The sequence below is a fragment of the Brevibacillus sedimenti genome, assembly GCF_020923495.1.
Lineage (GTDB): Bacteria > Bacillota > Bacilli > Brevibacillales > Brevibacillaceae > Brevibacillus > Brevibacillus aydinogluensis.
In genome coordinates this window covers 2,255,516-2,275,172 of record NZ_CP064048.1, presented here as the reverse complement: position 1 = coordinate 2,275,172, position 19,657 = coordinate 2,255,516, and the positions used below count along the sequence as shown (strand labels likewise).

The 19,657-nt window shown below is 56.8% G+C and carries 15 protein-coding genes; 3 read left to right on the top strand and 12 right to left on the bottom strand.

The window, feature by feature from the left end:
- The first annotated feature begins 90 nt into the window (after positions 1-90).
- Complete coding sequence (locus IRT44_RS11125) at positions 91-1,506, top strand: amino acid permease (RefSeq protein ID WP_171566415.1); 1,416 nt, start codon at positions 91-93, stop codon at positions 1,504-1,506.
- A 154-nt stretch (positions 1,507-1,660) separates the two neighbouring features.
- Here IRT44_RS11125 and IRT44_RS11120 read toward each other — a convergent pair whose 3' ends face one another.
- From IRT44_RS11120 to IRT44_RS19395, 9 genes are all read right to left on the bottom strand, one after another.
- The gene (locus IRT44_RS11120) at positions 1,661-3,082 is read right to left on the bottom strand and encodes an aldehyde dehydrogenase family protein (protein WP_171566416.1); all 1,422 of its coding nucleotides are present in this window, start codon (positions 3,080-3,082) and stop codon (positions 1,661-1,663) included.
- A gap of 28 nt (positions 3,083-3,110) precedes the next feature.
- Positions 3,111-4,460, bottom strand: coding sequence for a 4-aminobutyrate--2-oxoglutarate transaminase (gene gabT / locus IRT44_RS11115; protein ID WP_171566417.1), 1,350 nt, complete (start codon positions 4,458-4,460; stop codon positions 3,111-3,113).
- A 199-nt stretch (positions 4,461-4,659) separates the two neighbouring features.
- Positions 4,660-6,402 carry a sigma-54 interaction domain-containing protein gene (locus IRT44_RS11110; protein WP_230077878.1) on the bottom strand — a complete coding sequence of 581 codons (1,743 nt, stop codon included), beginning with the start codon at positions 6,400-6,402 and terminating at the stop codon, positions 4,660-4,662.
- Between the two features lie 209 nt (positions 6,403-6,611).
- The gene (locus IRT44_RS11105) at positions 6,612-6,833 is read right to left on the bottom strand and encodes a helix-turn-helix domain-containing protein (RefSeq protein ID WP_003387736.1); all 222 of its coding nucleotides are present in this window, start codon (positions 6,831-6,833) and stop codon (positions 6,612-6,614) included.
- A gap of 215 nt (positions 6,834-7,048) precedes the next feature.
- On the bottom strand, positions 7,049-7,975 hold the full coding sequence (locus tag IRT44_RS11100; protein ID WP_171566419.1) for an ABC transporter permease: 927 nt from the start codon (positions 7,973-7,975) through the stop codon (positions 7,049-7,051).
- A 31-nt stretch (positions 7,976-8,006) separates the two neighbouring features.
- Positions 8,007-8,870 carry an ABC transporter permease subunit gene (locus IRT44_RS11095; protein WP_230076663.1) on the bottom strand — a complete coding sequence of 288 codons (864 nt, stop codon included), beginning with the start codon at positions 8,868-8,870 and terminating at the stop codon, positions 8,007-8,009.
- A gap of 163 nt (positions 8,871-9,033) precedes the next feature.
- Positions 9,034-9,492: a chemotaxis protein CheX gene (locus IRT44_RS11090; protein WP_171566420.1), complete on the bottom strand. Its 459-nt coding sequence runs from the start codon at positions 9,490-9,492 to the stop codon at positions 9,034-9,036.
- A 101-nt stretch (positions 9,493-9,593) separates the two neighbouring features.
- Complete coding sequence (locus tag IRT44_RS11085; protein ID WP_171566421.1) at positions 9,594-9,974, bottom strand: hypothetical protein; 381 nt, start codon at positions 9,972-9,974, stop codon at positions 9,594-9,596.
- A 110-nt stretch (positions 9,975-10,084) separates the two neighbouring features.
- Positions 10,085-13,843, bottom strand: coding sequence for a S8 family serine peptidase (locus tag IRT44_RS19395; RefSeq protein ID WP_326838912.1), 3,759 nt, complete (start codon positions 13,841-13,843; stop codon positions 10,085-10,087).
- Positions 13,844-14,035: 192 nt separating this feature from the next.
- Here IRT44_RS19395 and IRT44_RS11070 point away from each other — a divergent pair, with 192 nt between their 5' ends.
- Together IRT44_RS11070 and IRT44_RS11065 are read left to right on the top strand one after the other, a co-directional pair.
- Positions 14,036-14,479, top strand: coding sequence for a MarR family winged helix-turn-helix transcriptional regulator (locus IRT44_RS11070; RefSeq protein WP_171566423.1), 444 nt, complete (start codon positions 14,036-14,038; stop codon positions 14,477-14,479).
- A 6-nt stretch (positions 14,480-14,485) separates the two neighbouring features.
- Positions 14,486-16,078: an MDR family MFS transporter gene (locus tag IRT44_RS11065; protein WP_171566424.1), complete on the top strand. Its 1,593-nt coding sequence runs from the start codon at positions 14,486-14,488 to the stop codon at positions 16,076-16,078.
- 125 nt (positions 16,079-16,203) lie between these two features.
- On the opposite strand, the gene sdhB is transcribed toward IRT44_RS11065, so the two are convergent.
- The 3 genes from sdhB to IRT44_RS11050 are packed head-to-tail and all read right to left on the bottom strand — an operon-like array spanning position 16,204 to position 19,359.
- Entirely contained in the window at positions 16,204-16,953 is a 750-nt protein-coding gene (gene sdhB / locus IRT44_RS11060; protein WP_171566425.1) for a succinate dehydrogenase iron-sulfur subunit, read from the bottom strand.
- 18 nt (positions 16,954-16,971) lie between these two features.
- A complete protein-coding gene (gene sdhA, locus IRT44_RS11055) occupies positions 16,972-18,729 on the bottom strand; it encodes a succinate dehydrogenase flavoprotein subunit (RefSeq protein WP_171566426.1) in 1,758 nt (585 codons plus the stop codon).
- 18 nt (positions 18,730-18,747) lie between these two features.
- Positions 18,748-19,359: a succinate dehydrogenase cytochrome b558 subunit gene (locus IRT44_RS11050; protein ID WP_230076662.1), complete on the bottom strand. Its 612-nt coding sequence runs from the start codon at positions 19,357-19,359 to the stop codon at positions 18,748-18,750.
- Between the last annotated feature and the right edge of the window lie 298 nt (positions 19,360-19,657).

Genomic DNA, 19,657 nt, shown 5'->3' with positions numbered 1-19,657 from the left:
GCGCGGCACAAATAAAGGAGGATATGTCGATGCAGCATGATTGAATCAGGTTACGAGGTGTTTGACACATACCAACAAGGGGGGAACCACATGTCCCAACAGCAAAGCAACACCTTGCAAAAGAAGTTGAAACCGCGTCATTTGACGATGATCTCGATTGGCGGAGTAATCGGTGCGGGATTGTTTGTCGGCAGCGGTTCGGTGATCAATTCCACAGGTCCAGGCGCCATTCTCTCGTATGCCTTGGCCGGGCTGCTCGTGGTAATGGTCATGCGCATGCTGGGAGAAATGGCTGTCGTCAATCCGGACAGCGGCTCCTTCTCCACCTATGCCCATCAGGCGCTGGGGCCCTGGGCAAGCTATACGATCGGCTGGCTGTACTGGTTTTACTGGGCCATTGTGATTGCCATTGAGGCGACGGCAGGCGGCGCCATCGTTCACGGCTGGATTCCGTCCGTGCCGGTCTGGTTGTTGAGTCTCATTCTGACCGTGTTATTGACCATTACCAACGTGCTGTCCGTGAAGTCGTTCGGCGAATTTGAATACTGGTTTGCCATGATCAAAGTGGTGGCGATCAGCCTGTTCATGTGTATCGGGGCTGCCATTCTGTTCAATCTGATCCCTGCCATCCCCTCGCCGGGATTGACCAACCTCCTGGGACAGGGCGGATTTTTGCCCAATGGCGCTTCGTCCGTATTCGTCGGGATCGTCGTCTGCGTCTTCTCCTTTTTCGGAGCGGAAATCGCCGCCATCGCGGCAGGCGAAACACCCAACCCGGAAAAATCCGTCGTCATCGCCATCAAAAGCGTGATCTGGCGCATTCTGCTCTTCTACATCGGCTCTGTCGCCATTCTGGTGATGCTTCTGCCCTGGAACGCCGCCGACCTGCTGAAGAGCCCGTACGTCACGATGCTGGACATGCTCGGCATCCCGGCAGCCGCGCAAATCATGAACGTGGTCGTGCTCGTCTCCGTTCTGTCCTGCTTGAATTCCGCGCTGTACACCAACTCGCGGATGCTGTATTCCCTGGCGCGCAAAGGAAACGCACCGCGCTCGCTGCTGCAGGTAAACAAAAACGGGGTTCCCGTTCGCGCCGTCCTGGCGAGCACCTTTTTCTCCTATCTCTGCGCGATTTTTCACTTTGTGTCTCCGGACAAGATCTTCCTCTTTCTGGTCAACGCGTCCGGTGCCATCGCCATTCTGGTGTACCTGGTCATCGCCGTGTCGCACGTGCGGCTTAGAAGAAAACTGGAGCGGGAAAATCCGCAGGCCCTCACGCTGAAAATGTGGGCGTTTCCCTATCTCACCTACCTGACCATCGCCGCCATGGTGCTCATTCTGGTGTCGATGCTCTTCATGGAATCCATGCGATCCCAGCTCTACCTGACGATGCTGATCACCGCTCTCGTCGTCGCCTCCTACTTCCTGTTCAAGCGAAAGTCCGCCGCGCTTGCTCATGAAGCTGGCGAAACCGAAGTGGAACACCAAAACCAGAACGCCTCGTAATCCCCCAAAAAATCCGTTAGCGCCCGGAGCGTTAACGGATTTTTTCGCCAGACCGCCGCAGAAGAAAGACAGCTCTTCCCCCACAGAACAAAACAGCCGATACCTGCATGCAGGCATCGGCTCAACCTCTGCTATGAAATTGGCTTGTCGATTGCTACAGGCGATTGAAAATCACCAGTTTGCTTTCCGTCATCTCTTCCACCGCGTACCTGACCCCTTCACGGCCCAACCCGCTTTCCTTGACACCGCCGTACGGCATGTGGTCGACGCGGAAGGTAGGCGTATCGTTGATGAGGACACCGCCCACCTGGAGCTTTTCGGCAGCCTCAAACGCCGTGTGCAGATTCTCCGTGTAGATGCCCGCCTGCAGCCCGTACTTTGAATGATTGACCAGCTCGATGGCTTCCTCGACGGATGCGACCTTGTTGATCAACACCACGGGGGCAAACACTTCCTCGCATGACACTTTCAACGTCGGCGCCGCATCCAGAAGCACCGTAGGCAGCAGGCAGTTGCCCTCTGCCGTACCGCCAGTCGCCACCCTGGCGCCGTGCTGCACCGCTTCGTCAATCCAGCCGAGGACCCGCTGTACTTCGCGCGGGGCGATCAAGGCGGAGATGTCCGTCTCGGGCAGAAGCGGATCGCCCACCTTCAACGTCTGGACCGCCGCGATGAATTTTTCCACAAACTCCTCATACGCCTCCTCGTGGACATAGATGCGCTGCAGCGAGATGCACACCTGCCCCTGGTAGGAAAACGCGCTGGTCACGCAGCGATTGATGATCTTGTCTATGGTGACGCCCTTGTCGACGATCACGGCCGCGTTGGAGCCCAGTTCAAGCACCACGCGTTTTAACCCGGCCTGGTTGCGAATGGCCTTGCCGACTGCGGCACTGCCGGTGAAGCTGATCATGCTGACGCGCTCGTCGGCGACGATCTGTTGGCCCACTTCGCCGCTGCCCGTAACGATGTTCAGCGCGCCGTCCGGCAGTCCTGCTTCCTGCAGCAGCTCGGCCAGGAAAAACGCCGACAGCGGCGTCTGCGGCGCCGGTTTCAACACCACGGTATTGCCTGCTGCAATAGCGGGCCCCACCTTGTGGGCGACCAGATTCATCGGAAAGTTGAAGGGGGTGATCGCTCCGATTACGCCCAACGGCTCCCGCGTGGTATACGCCACGCGCCCTTCGCCGCCCGGGGCCGCGTCCAGGGGAATTGTCTCCCCGTGGATGCGCTTGGCTTCCTCTGCGGCAAACTTGTACGTCGTGATGGTGCGCTGTATCTCTGCTCTGGCTGTCGTAATCGGTTTGGCCGCTTCCCGCGCGATGATGACCGCCGCTTCTTCCTTGCGCTTCTCCAGCAGGGTCACCAGCTTCTCCAAAATGGCGGCACGCTGGTGCGCCGGCATTTTCGCCATGGTGTCTCGGGCCTGGTACGCCGCCTCAATCGCCCGATCCACTTCGGCTGCGGTCGCCATCGGAATTTCTGCGATCTTCTCTCCGGTATACGGGGAAAAAAGGGGGGTGTAAGCCGCGGCTTCCACCCATGCTCCGTTGATAAACAATTTTTGCTTGATCATTTGTGCTCCACTCCCTTATGATGCGAACTTACGGCGTGACGAGTTCCCCCAGGACTTCTTCAATGATGTCAAGACCTTCATCCAACTGCTCATCCGTAATCACCAGCGGCGAGAGAAAACGCAGAACATTGCCGTACAGACCTGCGCTTAACAGTACCAGCCCGCGCTGAATGCACTCCTGCACGATCCGGCCAGTCAGGTCCTTGTCCGGCTCCTTGGTGACCGGATCCTTGACCAGTTCCACCGCACACATCGCTCCCAGACCGCGCACGTCGCCGATCACCGGATACTTCTGCTGCAGGCTGCGGAAGCGCGACATGATGCGTTCCCCGATCGCGTTTGCCCGTTCCGGAATGTTTTCTTGTTCAAACATCTCAATCACTTTCAAGGCCGCCACGCAACCAAGCGGGCTGCCGGCGTAGGTGCCTCCCACCTCGCCGGGGTTGGGGGCGTCCATGATTTCCGCCCGGCCGGTCACGGCGCTGATCGGAATCCCGGCAGCGATCGACTTCGACATCGTCATCAGATCCGGCACGACGTCAAAATGCTCCATGGCAAACATCTTTCCGGTACGGCCGAAGCCGGTTTGCACCTCGTCGGCGATGAACAGAATCCCGTGCGCTTCGCAGATGCGCTTTACCCCTTGGACGAAGGTTTTGGAGGGAACCACGAATCCCCCTTCCCCCTGCACCGGCTCCATGATAATCGCAGCCACGTCTTCGGCAGGCACTTCGGTCAAAAAGAAGGTCTCCAGCCGCTGCAGAAGCTGTCGGTCCAGTTCGTCGGGAGTCAACCCGTCGGCGCGGTAGTAGTACGGATAGCTTATCTTGTAGGTGTCGGGGGCAAACGGACCGAAGCCGTACTTGTACGGTTTTACCTTGCTGGTGAGCGACATGCCCAGCAGCGTGCGGCCGTGGAAACCCCGTTCAAAAGAGATGATCGCTTTGCGGCCGGTGTACTTCCGGGCGATCTTCACGGCGTTTTCCACCGCTTCCGCCCCGCTGTTCAAAAACATCGTTTTCTTTTCATGCGTACCCGGGGTGATCTGGTTCAGCTTCTCGGCCAACTGGACATACGATTCGTACATAAACACATTAAAGCCCGTGTGAATGAACCGGTCCAACTGCTCCTTGAGCGCAGCCACAACGGTGGGGGGACAGTGGCCGGCGTTCAACGTCCCGATCGCCCCCGCAAAATCAATGAAGGTATTGCCGTCAACATCCGTGATCAGCGCACCTTCCGCCCGATCAGCGAACGAAAACACCGTATGGGATAGGCCGCGCGTCACGTGCTTGTCCCGTTTTTCCAGGATTTCCTGCGCTTTCGGACCAGGGATGGCCGTGTTCAGCTTGACAAAGGTACGAGTGGTGGTCTTCATCGTAAACCCTCCTCGGAAGTTCGTTTCGGTCACGATTTTCCTTTTGCAAGGAGCGTGCCAACCTGAAAACACGCAGAGAGTAGGGCAGATGAAACTGTGTATTCCTGACAGTTATTCAAAAATGAATGACCGTTATTCAATGCTGCCGGTGTTCCCGATCCTGCTTGCAAGACAAAAAACCTTAGCCGGTGATACCGGGCTAAGGTTTTGTCTCCTGCTTTCTGTTTCGGCTGATTTTCTGAAATCGCCTGCTGAGCGTGGGCTGGCTCACTTCCAACACTTCGGCCACCTTCGTAATCGTCTTGTACTTGGCCAGGGCCAACTGGATGAGCTGCGATTCCGTCAGCTCCACCGCTTCCTTCAGCGGAATAATGCGGTTGACCTGGACGGGAGACTGGTCCTTCTCCCCACGACGGCTCAAAATGCTCGTCAGTTCATTTGCGGTAATCAGGTTTCCGGGAGAGATCACCATCGCCCGCTCGATCACGTTTTGCAGTTGCCTTACGTTACCCGGCCAGTGGTACGCGTTCAACATCTCGATGGCGTCCTCGGAAAAAAACTTGCGGGTTGAAAACTTTTTGTTGAATTTCTCCAGAAACGCATAGACGAGCGGTTCCACATCCTCGATCCGCTCCCGCAGTGCCGGGATGTACAGGGGAATCACGTGCAGGCGGTAGTACAGGTCTTCCCGGAACTGCCCGCGCTGCACCATCTCCTCCAGGTTTTTGTTGGTGGCGGCGATAATCCTCACATCGACAGGAATCGGACGGGTGCCGCCCACCTTCAGGATTTCTCTCTCCTGCAGAGCACGCAGCAGTTTCACCTGCAAGTTGATCGGCATTTCGGCGATCTCATCCAAAAACAGGGTGCCTTCGTGCGCCAGCTCAAACAATCCCTTTTTCCCCTGCAGGCTGGCACCGGAAAAGGCTCCCTTTTCATACCCGAACAATTCGCTCTCCAGGAGATTTTCCGGAATGGCCCCGCAGTTGATTTTGACAAACGGCTTCTCCCGTCTGGCGCTGCTGTTGTGAATGGCGTTGGCGATCAGCTCTTTCCCGACACCCGATTCACCGTACAGGATCACGGTCGATTCCACCAGCGCGATCCGCTTCACCTGTTCCATCACCTGAGCCATCGCCTCCGACCGGTATATCACCTCGTTTACGGCGACAACCTGGTGATTTCGCAGTTCATCGATTTCTTCCTTGTATTTTTGCGTCAGGCTCTTGGCGCGCTGCAGTTCGCTTTTCAACTCGCTCACTTCGGTAATGTCCCGCGACGCGATGACAATTCTCTCCAACTGCCGTTTCTTGTTGAAAATCGGATTGCCGACCGCCAGAATTTTGCGTCCGAAGCGATTTTGCTGCACGATGGAAATTTTGCGCTTCTCCTCCAACACCTTGCGCGTGACGGACGGCTTGAACCAGCCTTTTTCCTCCAGGTCGAGGATGTTCTTGCCCACCACCGTGGACAGGTTTACCCCCCATAAATTGTTCGCGCTGCGATTGGACACGCGCAGGATCGTTCCCGTCGCGTCCACGACCAGGATTTCATCGTAGATGGAATCCACAATCGCTTCCAGGTCTTTCGTCAATTCCGTCACATCCTGAGACAGCTTTCGTTTCATCAGGATGTTTTCCATTGTCACCGCATCAAGCCAGCCCGCAATCTCTCCCCGGTCGTTTTGGACAAGCCAGTAGGACGCCTGATCGGGCCGCTGCTGAAACAGCGCCTCTTCGTCCACCACGGCAAAGGGCTCGCTATAGGTCAGCTCCGCGGTTCCCTTCTCCAGCTGCCGTAGCAGTCCGTGCGCGTCGCACACGCCTACGATTTCCCCGCGGCGGCGCACGACCAGGAGACGCGCTCCGCTGATCTGTTTCAGGGCTTGTTCGATGGTAACGGGATGTTCTACGATCACAAAATCGTCGTATATTGCTGCCATACGCTCCACAGTCATCTTCCTTGTGATCCAGAATGAACGTGCTCGTTTCGTTTGCCGCCAGATCACGGCTCGATCGCGTGCGACAGAAAGGAGCACCTTGTAGATGAAGTCTACCACAAAGCGTTCAAAAGGCCAAAGCGTTCCATTCCAAAAAAAAAATCCTCCCTTCCATTCGCAAGGGAAGAAAAGGGAGGCCGGGTGGACTGGGTTCAAATCTCTAACTCACCAAGTCGAACGAGTTCGACTACTGCTTGAGATCGACCTTTGACACCTAATTTCTGCATGACATTGCTGATGTGATTGCGTACGGTCTTTTCGCTGATGAAGAGTTGTCCGGCAATCTCTTTCGTCGTCTTATCCTGGACCAAGAGTTCAAATACTTCTCTTTCTCGATTTGTCAACAACGGCTTGGTTTGATCGCTACCCTTCAATCGTGCCACCCCTCCTTGTGGGCTCTACAGGAACAAGGTTGAGGGATTACAGAGTCACCTTATCCTATGTAGGGGGGTGGGTGGTGGTGCCGGAATTACAGGGATTTTAGGCTTTTGTCTTACATCCTATTCAGAAAATGGGCGATGGGTTCCAGAGGTTGCAGCGAAGAGAATTTTCCTTACAGATAAACCAGTTAATCGCGCCCACATGCTGCTCAGATATACGATGTGCGCTTGTACGTCTCCTGGAAGTGATCGCGCAGCCCCTTGGCGAGCAGGGAAAACGACCCGACGGCAAACACGAAGCAGATCAGCGGGATGAGGAAAAGCCAGGCGTTTTTGCTGTAGACAAAGGTGCGATAGGAGCCGAGCAAGCCGGCCCACTCATGCGTGATGGATTGGTAGAGGACCGGATCGTACGACATTTTCGTGCCGCCGATGAACAGGTTGAACATGCCCATCAGCCCCATCAGCGTCATCACGGCCACCGTCTCCGTCGCCATGATGACGACCACCTGTTCCTTGATGTGCGGCAGGACGTGGCGAAACATGATCTGCCCCCGACCCGCTCCCATGGAAACAGCCGCCAGCACAAACTGCGTCTCTTTGATCTGCTCCGTCTTCTGCCGTATGGACGAAGCGACACTGGGCACGCCCAAGACGGACGCTGCGCCGATAAACAGCGCGACCAAGGTGGAGACGGACAGCTCCGAATTAATGCTGACCCCGCGGAGGAAAAAGTAGACCGGGATGAACAGCGGAATGTAGCTCCAGGCGTTTTCCACTGACAGCCACCAGCGCTGCGGCTTGTCCTGAATGCCGATGTACAAGCCAACCAGCGTGCCGAGCAGCACCCGGAGCAGCGCGACGGCCAGCGTGACGAAAATCGTGTACGGCGCCCCGTGGAGCAGCAATGTCAGCAGGTCGTAGCCCCAGTTGTCCGTCCCCAGCCAGTGCTCTGCGGACGGTGGAATCGGCGGGGAGAGGTATACTGATTTGCCGTTCACCGTCTCGCTGCGAAACACTTCCTGAAAATTCAGTTCATACGGAGCGATGTACGGCCCTATGAAACCCAGCACCACGAGAAATGCCACCAGGATTGCACCGATCCGCAATGACCAGTTGGTTCGACGTAACTGCATGACAAAACCTCACTCAAGTGGATCTAATCGTTCATTTGTAGACGAACACCCGCTCAAACAGGTACAGGATGGCCCGGATCAGCACATAGACGAGAATGGAGAGCAATATGATGCCCATCAGTCCCATGACGGCCGCGTTGAACTGCAGGTCGGCATTTTTGCTGAAAATGAACCGGGTCAAACCGACGACGTTCAGCAGGTATTCCACGACAAACAGGTTGGTTACCGTGATCGCGATCGTCTTTTTCAGATCGGCCAAAAGAAACGGTTTGACGTTCTTGTAGACGTGGTGAATGAGAATGTGCCAGATGCCCATGCCTTTGGCCAACACCGTGCGGATGTAGTCTTCGCCTCCGATCTGGGCGTACTTCAGGCTGACCCCCTTCATCAGGAAAATGGTAGGCCCGATGGACAGGATGGTCAGGGGAAGCCAGTTGTTGGTCGAGTCGTTGAAAGGCGAGAGCGAGATGATTTGGATGCCGGTCGCCTTGTAAAACTGGATGCAGCCCAGAATTGCCAGCAAGATCAGGATGAAGTCGGGCACGGTGGTGATGACGTCCAGCACCCGCTGCAGCTGGCGCACGACGCCGAACCGCTGCAGAAACAATCCAAACAATAGACTGGCGGTGACCGCGATCAGGACGCTGAAAAACAGCAGTCGAAACGAGCTCAGCGCAAACGGCCCGATGTCCTGGGCGATGCTTCGCTCCGTATTCCCCACCCAGTACGTGCCGAGTGAACCGTCGGCGATCTGCTCCAGCAAGTACACCGTGAGAATGACCATTCTTTCCGGCTCTACATGCACCTCGTCCTCGTCGGCGTACAGCATGAACGGCGCACTGCAGACGACGACCACGAGCAGAAACATCGCGATCAGCTGCTTGACGTAGGTCAAGCGAATCAGCCCTCCTTCCTACTACCAACAATACACGATTTGACAGAATTCAACCAGACAATAAAGAGTATTTTCTGTTTTCTTGCAATTCCTGCTGCTGCTGAAGAGCGCCTGCCCGAGCGCCGTAAAAATGGCGTGCCGCCTCCTGCCGCACGCCTTCTGCCTATTTCACCACGATGACCTGTATCTCCATGCGCCCCATGTCACTCAGATCCAGAGGAGCCGACAGCGCCGGGCCGCTCACTGTCAGCATGTCACTGTGCTGTATCAACTGCGGCGGCGTGATGTCAATTTCGACGCCCTGGCTGTACAGAATCGTACTGGCGTTGCCGGAGATCATGTTGCCCAGTTCGGAAATCGCGCTTTTTCCCAGCTCGTCCAGTTCACTGACGGGAAAACCGCCCATCATGGCCGAGACAATTCGCAGTGCGAGATCATTGTGCAGGCCGAACAGGACGTCACCTTCCAGATGACCGGTCATGCCGATGCGAATCCAGGTATGGTCGTCTCGGCAGTCCCACTCAGTCACAGCCAGCTCTCCCCGCGTGACGGTCACGTTGCAAAACTGTTGAATGACCATGGAGGCCGACTCCAGAAACGGATTGAGGTAATGGACGTTCATGATGGTTCCATTCCTTTCCCGGTCAAAATCTTCCTGTTTGTGCCCATTATAATGTCGAAATATGACAGTTACAAGAGATTTGCATAAAAAATCCTAATACTTTAGTCCTGGATTACAGGAACATCTGGAAAAAGCCCCCTGATTTCGGCAGCCGCATCCGCCCGCTTGGTGTAGATCCGCACGCATGTACGCAAATCCAGCACCTCCACTCCCACCTCGTGACGGCTGAGCTGCCACAGCGGCCCCTCCAGCCGTTCAAAGGCAAACACCGTATCCCCAAAGCAGAAACACTCCCGGACGCATCGCTCCGGCGGATAGTCCGCTCCCTCCTCCAGCAGGTGGACCGGTTCGAGGCCGAACTGCTGCAGCAGATGAAGCCGGTCGGCGAGCTGATCACCCCGCTTGCGCGAAACGCTGCGGCGCGGCGAGAGCAGCGGATACGCTTCCCGTACATATTCCCACTTGATGCCGTGGAAAAACACAGAAATCCCCTCCTGACCCGTAAAACGCTGTCGCGGCAATCCCCATGCTGCCGACATGGGCGTAAAAACGGTGCCCTTTCAGCGAAAAAAGGATGTCACCCGGACATCCTTTATCCGCCTTTCCCGATGACGATGATCTCGCCGTGGACCTCCCGTCCCAGTGCGTCGGTGGCGATCACCAACAGTTTCTGCTTGCCTTCCCGGACGCCGTCCAGCAGTACGCGAAACTCGCCCCGGTCGTTTACATCCGCCGGCAGCCGGCGATCGCCGTAGACGATCTGCAGCCGCGCGACGCCCGCAGCCGTCACCTTTCCGGAGACGGGAACCGATGACCCGACGCGGGCCTCCAGGCTGTTCTGTTCCAGTTTCAGCGTCGGAGCTGGCAGCGCTCTGGCCGTGTAGGTGAGCCGCTGCTCCCCGTGGTGCAGCACCAGTGAACCGGCATGGGCATCGACGTACGCGTAAACCACCAGCGAGGATTGGTTGCCGGCCCCGTCCTTGCCTTCCAACAGGATGCGGTTTTCCCCGTGCTTAAGGGACAGCGTGTGCGTGAATTGCTTCCAGACCGGCTTTTCCAACTGGTCTTCTTCCCAACTGCCGACGATCTGCCCGTTGACGCTGACCTGCCCCTTGTACGTCTGGTCGCGGTAATGGAAGCGGATCGGGACGAGCATGCGCTTGGTGGCCCCATCGTAGAGAATGTCTTCGGAGCCGTCGTTTGCTAACTGCAGGACCGGCGGCGTCGTGTCCACAATGACCCGCTGCGTGAACTGCCGGGTGTTGCCGTACATGTCGCTGGCGCTGTACGAGACGTAGTTCAACCCCTCCGGCAGGCGCAGGACGGTCTGAAACGCTCCGTCCACCTCCACCTGCACCGGTTTGTTATTGATCAAGAGGCGCACGCGGTCCAGCATGTCTTCCCCGCTGATCCGTCCGCTGATCGCCACTTCCGGCTGACGGGAAATCAGCACGTAGCGGAACAGGTCGTTGGGGAATTGCACGTACGGCGGAACGACGTCGCTCTTTCCGTTGAGGTGGACGATGCTGACATTGCCGGCGTAATCGTAGGCGACCAGCGAGACCTTTTTGTCCGGCTGGCTGACCACCGCGCTCGTGACGTTGGCCGAGTACGGTCCGCCCGTCTTCTTTCCGCCTACGTACAAGAGATAGCCCTGCACATCCTTGTCCTTGCAGCTCCATTGGACGCGGTTGCCCGACAGCGACGCGGTGACGACGGGTGCTTTGGTGTCCACCCGGACCGGCAGGGTCAACGTCTGCCAGTTGGCGTTTGGCCCGTCGATTTTGGCACGGATGACAAACTGGTAGACGCCGTCTGGCACCGGCTCGTACGTGCCTTTTTCCGGGGAGTACCCCCTGCCGTCCCAGCTCCACTCCTCCCGCTCGGTGTAGTAATAGGGAATGCCCCGTTTGGACTGATCGTACTTCCTCACCTTTTCGTCGCGAGCCAGGGAGCGAATCAATTTGCCCGTGCGGTCCGTCACGTCCACCATGACCTGCTTCGCGTTGCGCAAAAAGGTGATCGACGGAGCGGCCGTGTCGTAGTGACCGTCGCCGTTGGGAGAGAACGCAATCTTCGCCGGGTCCACCTGCACTGTCCCGTCTTCACTCACCCCGACGACTCCCAGGTAGTCACGGTATTTCCACTTGTCGTTTTCCTTGTCGTGATACCAGGTAGTCTTCACGCCGGTCCGGTTTTCCTGGCTTTCCTCCTCCCACATGGGGGCGTCCATCACCCGCGGCTCGTCCCAATCGCCGTAAAAGCCGTAGTACGGCACGCGCAGCACGGGCTCATCGCCATTCACCGGCTCAAAGGCGATATAACCTTCGGCAAAAATGTTGCGCTCCGTCTCCGCCGGAATGTGCAGCGTTACCTTGACCTCCGCACGCTCACCCGGCCGAACGGTCACCTGCTGGCTGGAGAATTGCAGCCGTGCCCCTTTCAGCGGGGTTTCCGTCAGCAGGTTCAACCCGTTTTGACGCAGGTCGGTCAGCACGCCGAACTCGTCCTTGATTTTGTAGGTGAGCGGTTTTTTCCCGAATTTGTTGTCCACGAAGAGGGAAAACGTCGTGCGGTTGCCGATTTCCCCGAGCGAGACACCTGCCTTTCCTTTGGCATCGGTGACAATCGCCGGCGTCTTGATCGCCTTGGCGATCTGCATGAGCCCCGCACCCTGGACGCGCGGGCTGTACGGCAGTTTTCCCGGCCGGCTGCCCTCAGAAGCGGCAGCAGTCTCCCGCGGGTCGAGGACGGGATTGGCCGTATTCATTGCGGCCGCCTTTAGCGTCTCCACCAGTGCCCGCCCTTGCAGGTTGCGCCCTTGCTTCAGATACGCCTGCTTGATGAGCGCCATCCCTCCCGCGACGTGCGGCGTTGCCATTGACGTGCCGCTTTTGACCGCGTAGTCTGACTCCCGCACTATCGACAAGATCCCTCCGCCCGGTGCGGCGATTTCCGGTTTGAACTGCAAATCGGGCGTCGGCCCCCAGGAGGAAAAGGCAGAGATGGTGCCCCCATCCGGATACGGCATTGGATTTTGCGCATACTGGCCGTCAAAGGTGACCGTAACCTTTTTGCCCTTTTTCAGCGCCTGGGCCAGCCGCTCGCCCGTCTGTTTCAAAATGGAGACGGCGGGAATCTGTTTGGCATTCTCCGCGCTGATGATCAGCGGCCCCGACTGGTTGTTGTAGATGATTACGCCTGCCGCTCCCGCTTCCTTGGCCAACCGCAGCTTCTCGTCAAACGGGATGTCACCCCGCTCCAGGAGCACCACTTTTCCCTTGACGGAGACGTTGTAATCTTCCTTTTTCCCCTTGCCCATATAGATCAGCGGATACGGTTTGAACAAGGACTGGACAGGATTCATCACGCTGCCGCTGCTGGCGTGGCCGTGCAGGTAGACCACCCGCTCCAGCCCGTCAACCCCCTGTACGGCAAAGCTGTAGCCGGCCAGGGCGGTCGCATTGACCGACGCGACGGAAAAAGCGTCCGGTGCCAGACCGGGAGAGCCGATCATGGAGACATCGGGATTTTGCGCTTTTACCTTGTCGCTGCCAAAGTAAGCGTCGTTGCCCGCTGCCGCCACCACAATCACACCGTTGTCCACCGCCCGCTTGATGGCATACTGCTCCGTGTTGGTCTCGTCCACATATCCGGCCGCTGAGCCGAGGCTCAGGTTGATCACATCCGCTTTTTTCGCAATCGAATCGTTGATCGCAAACAGGATCGATTCGCTCAATCCCGGCACTTCCCCTTGGTAATTGCTGAACACTTTCTGGCTCAGCAGTTGAGCTTCAGGCGCCACGCCCTTCAGCTTCCCGTTGGCCGCCACAATCCCGGCGACGTGCACGCCGTGCTGCGATTCGCCCACGTCCTCGGTCGTCTGGTTGCGGTCTGCCCAGTTGTAGCCGGGGATCACTTTTTGCGTCGAACCGGACTTTTGCTGGGCAAGCCGCTTGTCGCGCGGCGCAGGCAGATCGGGGTGCCTGCTGTTGATACCGGTGTCGATCACCGCCACCAGCATGCCTTCCCCTTTGACGCCGGCTTCCTGCCACGCTTTCGGCGCCTCAATCATCTCCAGTCCGGAGGCAGGGGGCTGCGCCACCATTTCGCCCTTTAGCACGTGCTCTGCCGCATTCCACTCGTCTGCGCCGGAAGCAGTAATTCCGCTGCGCTCCGGTTCAGACGCAGCCGCCTTCGCCTGCCAGTGGGCATCGCGAAGATCCTGAAGCACTTGTTTGGCAAAAGCGGCATCCTGCCCGCGTTGATTGGCCTCTGCCGTCCACATGTCCGCCATCTGCGCCGGAAGCAGGGATAGTGCCATCCCGATGCACAAGATCCGTTTTTTCATCGTCTGCCCCCCAAAAAAACATCCATTTCTTTCAGTTTTCCTTTGAAGGGAGATTCGTATTCCCAGAAATCGGATGGGCGAACAGATTGACAAATGCGTTGGCGCGCTATATATTTAAATACGTTAAATATTAGACACGATAAATTTTAACGATAGAAATTGAAGTGTCGTTGATAATGGAAGGTGAGTGACATGGATCAACTGGACTTGGATCAAGCGACTGAGCGGCTTCAGATCGCCTTTACCACGACGATGAGAAAAATAGGACAGGAACTGGCGGAATCGTCAACGGATATGACCGGTCCGCAGTTTTACATCCTAAATATGCTCGCCAAAAAGGGGCCGGATTCCGTGAGCGACTTGGCGGACGCCATGTGCGTCAAACCGAGTGCGATCACAGCAATGGTAGACCGGCTGCTGAAACACGGTTACGTCCAGCGAGATCGGCACGAGCACGACCGGCGTGTCGTGACCATCCGCTTGACCGAACAAGGTGCAACCATCTTGAAGCAGGCCAAACAAAAGCGAAAAGCGGTCATTGAACGCTATCTGCGCCATCTGAGTCCGGATGAGCTGGAGGCGCTCGTCCAGCTTTTCGAGAAGCTGGCCCGTATCGCAACACATGAGAAGGAGTGACATCATATGCAAGAACAGCAAGAACAACAGGAAAAACGCGGACTTCTCATTGTCGGACTGTTAGTGGCGATGTTCTTTGCGTCGCTGGACAATACGATTGTGGGAACCGCCATGCCGCGCATCGTCGGCGAACTGGGCGGCTTGGGGGTCATGACCTGGCTGACTACAGCCTACATGCTGACGTCCACCGCTGTCGTGCCGATCACCGGCAAATTGGCGGACTTGATCGGCCGAAAAGTGATCTATGTGACCGGTTTGATTCTATTCATGGTCGGTTCTGTCCTCTGCGGAGCTGCCCAGTCGATGAACCAGCTCATCATCTTCCGCGCGATCCAGGGCATCGGCGGCGGCATCATGATGCCGATGGCGATGATCATCGTCGGCGATTTGTTTACCGGCGAGCAGCGGGCCAAATGGCAGGGGGTCTTTGGCGCAGTCTTCGGCCTCTCCTCCATTCTGGGGCCGCAGGTTGGCGGCTGGATCGTCGACTCGTTGAACTGGCGATGGGTCTTTTACATCAATCTGCCTGTCGGCATTCTCGCCGTGATCCTGATTGCATCGGCACTTAAATCGCAGCGGCTGAACGGACCGGTCAACATTGACATCTGGGGCATGTTTACCATGACCGGCGGCGTCGTCAGCCTGCTTCTCGCTCTGACGTTTGGCGGAAAAGACTTCCCCTGGGCGTCGTGGCAGATTCTCTCGCTGTTTGCTCTCTCAGCCGCGTTTCTGATCGCGTTCGTGATCGTGGAGTCGAAAACAGCTGAGCCGATTTTGCCGCTGCATCTGTTTCGCAACAAAACCTTTTCGCTGTTGAACGGCATCGGGTTTCTCATGTCGGTCGGGATGTTTGGCGCCATCATGTTCGTGCCGTTATTCATGCAGGGCATCGTCGGCATCAGCCCGTCCGAGTCCGGGACCATCATGGTGCCGATGATGCTGGCCATGATGCTGACCAGTATCATCGGGGGCCGGATCGTGAAAAAAATCGGCGTCCGCACGCAAATGCTGGTCGGGATGATCACGATGGCTGTGAGCTTCTGGCTCTTGTCCACGATGGTCGTAACCACTTCCCAATGGGAAGCCATGGCATACATGATCGTGCTGGGATTGGGAATCGGGCTGGTGATGCCGCTGATTACCATCGCGCTGCAGGAAGCCTTCCCCAAATCGCAGCGGGGGGTCGTCACATCCTCCAGCCAGTTTTTCCGACAAATCGGCGGAACGTTTGGCATGACCGTTTTGGGAGCGGTCATGAACCATCGCTCGACCGCCCTGCTGACGCACGACCTCATGCCGCGTCTGGAAAAACTGCCGCAGGAGGCTCACGGCATGGCGGAGCAGTTCTCCAATATGATTCAGACGAACCCGCAGGGCCTATACTCCATGCTGCTGAGCCCGGAGGCGCTGGCCGCCATTCCGGAGAACATTCGGCAGTTTCTGCTGCCAATCCTCAAGACGGACATGGTCGCCTCGCTCCATGAGGTGTATCTCGTCGGACTTGTCTTTATCCTGGCAGGCGCCGTGCTCGCCATGTTCCTCGGCAAGATCAAGCTGTCTCCACGGGAGCAAAAGGCAGCCGAACAGAAAGCCGCGTAACCATCGCACGGCGCTCACTCGGGAAAACGGCTCGAACATGATTCCAGGCAGATACCGACATGCAAACAGGCGTGCAAACCACAGTAACGGTTTGCACGCCTGTTGTCTGTCATCCCCTGAAAAAATCAGGAGAAGAAGAATTTCTTCAGCGCGTGTTTGGTCGTCTCTTTGTTCATGTGAGCGATGGAAGTCGTCAGCGGAATGCCTTTCGGACAAGCCTGCACGCAGTTTTGCGAGTTTCCGCAGTCGGCGATGCCGCCGTCTTCCATCAGCGCTTCCAGACGCTCATGTTTGTGCATCGCACCAGTAGGATGCTGGTTGAACAGACGCACCTGGGAGATGGCAAACGGACCGATAAACGCCGATTTTTGGTTGACGTTCGGGCACGCTTCCAGGCAGACACCGCAGGTCATGCACTTGGACAGTTCGTACGCCCATTGACGTTCCACTTCCGGCATGCGCGGACCCGGTCCCAGGTCGTGGGTACCGTCGATCGGAATCCATGCCTTGACGCGTTTCAGCGCGTCGAACATGCGGCTGCGGTCTACGGACAGGTCGCGCTGTACCGGGAAGGTGCTCATCGGTTCCAGACGGATCGGCTGCTCCAGCTTGTCGATCAGAGCGGAACACGCCTGGCGCGGTCTGCCGTTAATCACCATGGAGCACGCGCCGCACACCTCTTCCAGACAGTTGGATTCCCAGTTGACCGGTGTCGTTTTTTGACCTTGCGCGTTCACCGGATTGCGCTGTATTTCCATCAACGCCGAAATCACGTTCATGTTCGGACGGTACGGAATCTTGAATTCTTCCTTGTACGGAGTGCTGTCAGGGCTGTCTTGACGAGTGATAATCAAGTGGACAAACTTTTCGGCCATGATCAGTTCCCTCCCCTCTTACTTCTTCTTGTCGGACGTGTAGTCGCGCTTACGCGGCGGAATCAGCGAAATATCCACGTCTTCGTAGTAGATCTCCGGTGCGGTGGTCTCCGGATTGAATTTGGCCATCGTCGTTTTCAGGAACTTCTCGTCGTCGCGTTCCGGGAACTCCGGTTTGTAGTGAGCGCCGCGGCTTTCGTCGCGCATCAGTGCGCTGATCGTGATAACGCGGGCAAGCACCAGCATGTTCCACAGGTGACGAGTGAAGGTTGCGCCGGAGTTGCTCCATTTGCTCGTGTCATTGATGTTGATCCGTTTGTAGCGCTCCATCAGTTCCTGAATTTTTTCGTCCGTCTTTCTCAGGCGGTCGTTGTAGCGCACGACGGTCACGTTGTCGGTCATCCACTCGCCCAGTTCCTTGTGCAGGAGGTACGCGTTTTCGGTGCCGTCCATCTTGAGGATGTTGTCGTATTTCTCCTGCTCTTTCTTCGTGTAGCTGTCGTACAGCGTGGAGGGAAGAACGTCGCAGGACTGTTCCAGACCGTTCATGTATTCGATTGCCTTCGGACCTGCCACCATGCCGCCGTAGATCGCGGAGAGCAGGGAGTTGGCACCGAGGCGGTTCGCACCGTGCTGGGAGTAGTCGCACTCACCCGCAGCGAACAGACCCGGGATGTTGGTCATTTGGTTGTAGTCTACCCACATGCCGCCCATCGAGTAGTGCACGGCCGGGAAGATTTTCATCGGTACCTTGCGCGGGTCATCGCCCACGAACTTCTCGTAGATCTCGATAATACCGCCAAGTTTGACGTCCAGTTCTTTCGGATCTTTGTGGGACAGGTCGAGATACACCATGTTTTCGCCGTTGATGCCCAGCTTCAGATCCACGCAGACGTGGAAGATTTCGCGGGTGGCGATGTCGCGCGGCACCAGGTTGCCGTAGGCCGGGTACTTTTCTTCGAGGAAGTACCACGGTTTGCCGTCCTTGTAAGTCCAGACGCGTCCGCCTTCACCGCGGGCCGACTCGGACATCAGGCGCAGCTTGTCGTCGCCCGGGATGGCGGTCGGGTGAATCTGAATCATTTCGCCGTTCGCGTAAATGACGCCCTGCTGGTACGCCGCAGATGCCGCCGTACCGGTGTTGATGATCGAGTTGGTCGATTTGCCGAAGATGATGCCAGGTCCCCCGGTTGCCAGGATGACGGCGTCGGCACGGAAGGATTGAATCTCGCCGGTACGCAGGTTTTGCGCCGTGATCCCACGACAGGTGCCGGCATCGTCCAGAACAACCCCGAGGAAATCCCAGTATTCGTACTTGGTCACGAGACCTTCCGTTTCAAAGCGGCGCACTTGCTCGTCCAGCGCGTAGAGGAGCTGCTGTCCGGTCGTTGCACCGGCAAACGCGGTACGGTGATGCTTGGTCCCCCCGAAACGGCGGAAGTCCAGCAGACCTTCCGGTGTACGGTTGAACATGACACCCATCCGGTCGAGCATGTAGATGATGCCCGGTGCGGCGTCACACATTGCTTTAACAGGCGGTTGGTTGGCCAGGAAGTCGCCGCCGTAAATGGTATCGTCGAAGTGCTCCCAGGTGGAGTCGCCTTCCCCTTTGGTGTTCACCGCACCGTTGATACCACCCTGGGCACAGACGGAGTGAGAACGCTTTACCGGAACCAGGGAGAACAACTGTACGGGAACGCCCTTTTCTGCTGCTTTGATCGTAGCCATTAATCCGGCAAGGCCGCCGCCGACAATGATCAGTTTACCTTTTGCCATGAATGAGTCCCCCAATCCCTACAGAATGAATGCAGACATCGCCCGCAAGCCAATGAGCGAAACGATTACAAAAATGCCCATGGTCAGATAAGTGGCGAAACGCTGGGAACGTGGACCGACGGTGATGCCCCAGTGTACGAGGAACGACCAGAGCCCGTTGGAAAAGTGAAACACGGTGCTGAGAATCCCGATCGTGTAGAAGACAACCATCATCGGACTGCTGAGAATGTTGGTCATCATGTCAAAGTTCACTTCGGCACCCAGCGCTTTTTGAATGCGCGTTTCGTACACGTGCCAAGCGACAAAGATGAGTGTGATGATTCCCGTAAGGCGCTGCCAGAGGAACATGTGGTTGCGGAAATGTCCGAAGCTGCCCACATTGTGTTTCGCCTGGAAGGCAATGTAGATCCCGTACACAGCATGGAACAGGATGGGAATGTAGATGAAGATGAATTCCACGGCGAGCAGGAATGGAACGTTTTCAATCATTCCTACTACCTGGTTGAAAGCTTCCGGTCCCCGGGTTGCCTGATAGTTCGCTGTCAAGTGGAACAAGAGGAACAGCCCGATTGGGAACAAACCGAAAAGAGAATGCAGCTTGTGGTTCAGAAAGCTATGGCCTTTTGCCATACAATGGTCCCCCTTTCAATCGTAAGTAGCGTTCTTTGGTTAATCTTTTCCCCACTATCCTAACCCATTGCCCAGCCGGTTAGACATGACGGCAGCTGCCTGCCACCCTGCTACACAGCCAGACAAATTGTGTCGGAAAACGGAAAAAAGTTGGGCAAAACGTTGAACCACAACCAATTGTACTCCTGTCTACAGAGAGCGTCAAGACAGTGAATAGACTAATTCCATTGTTGGATTACACGTATTAATCGTCCGATTTTTCTATGAATCTGTCATAGATTCGGCCGCTCTCTCATAA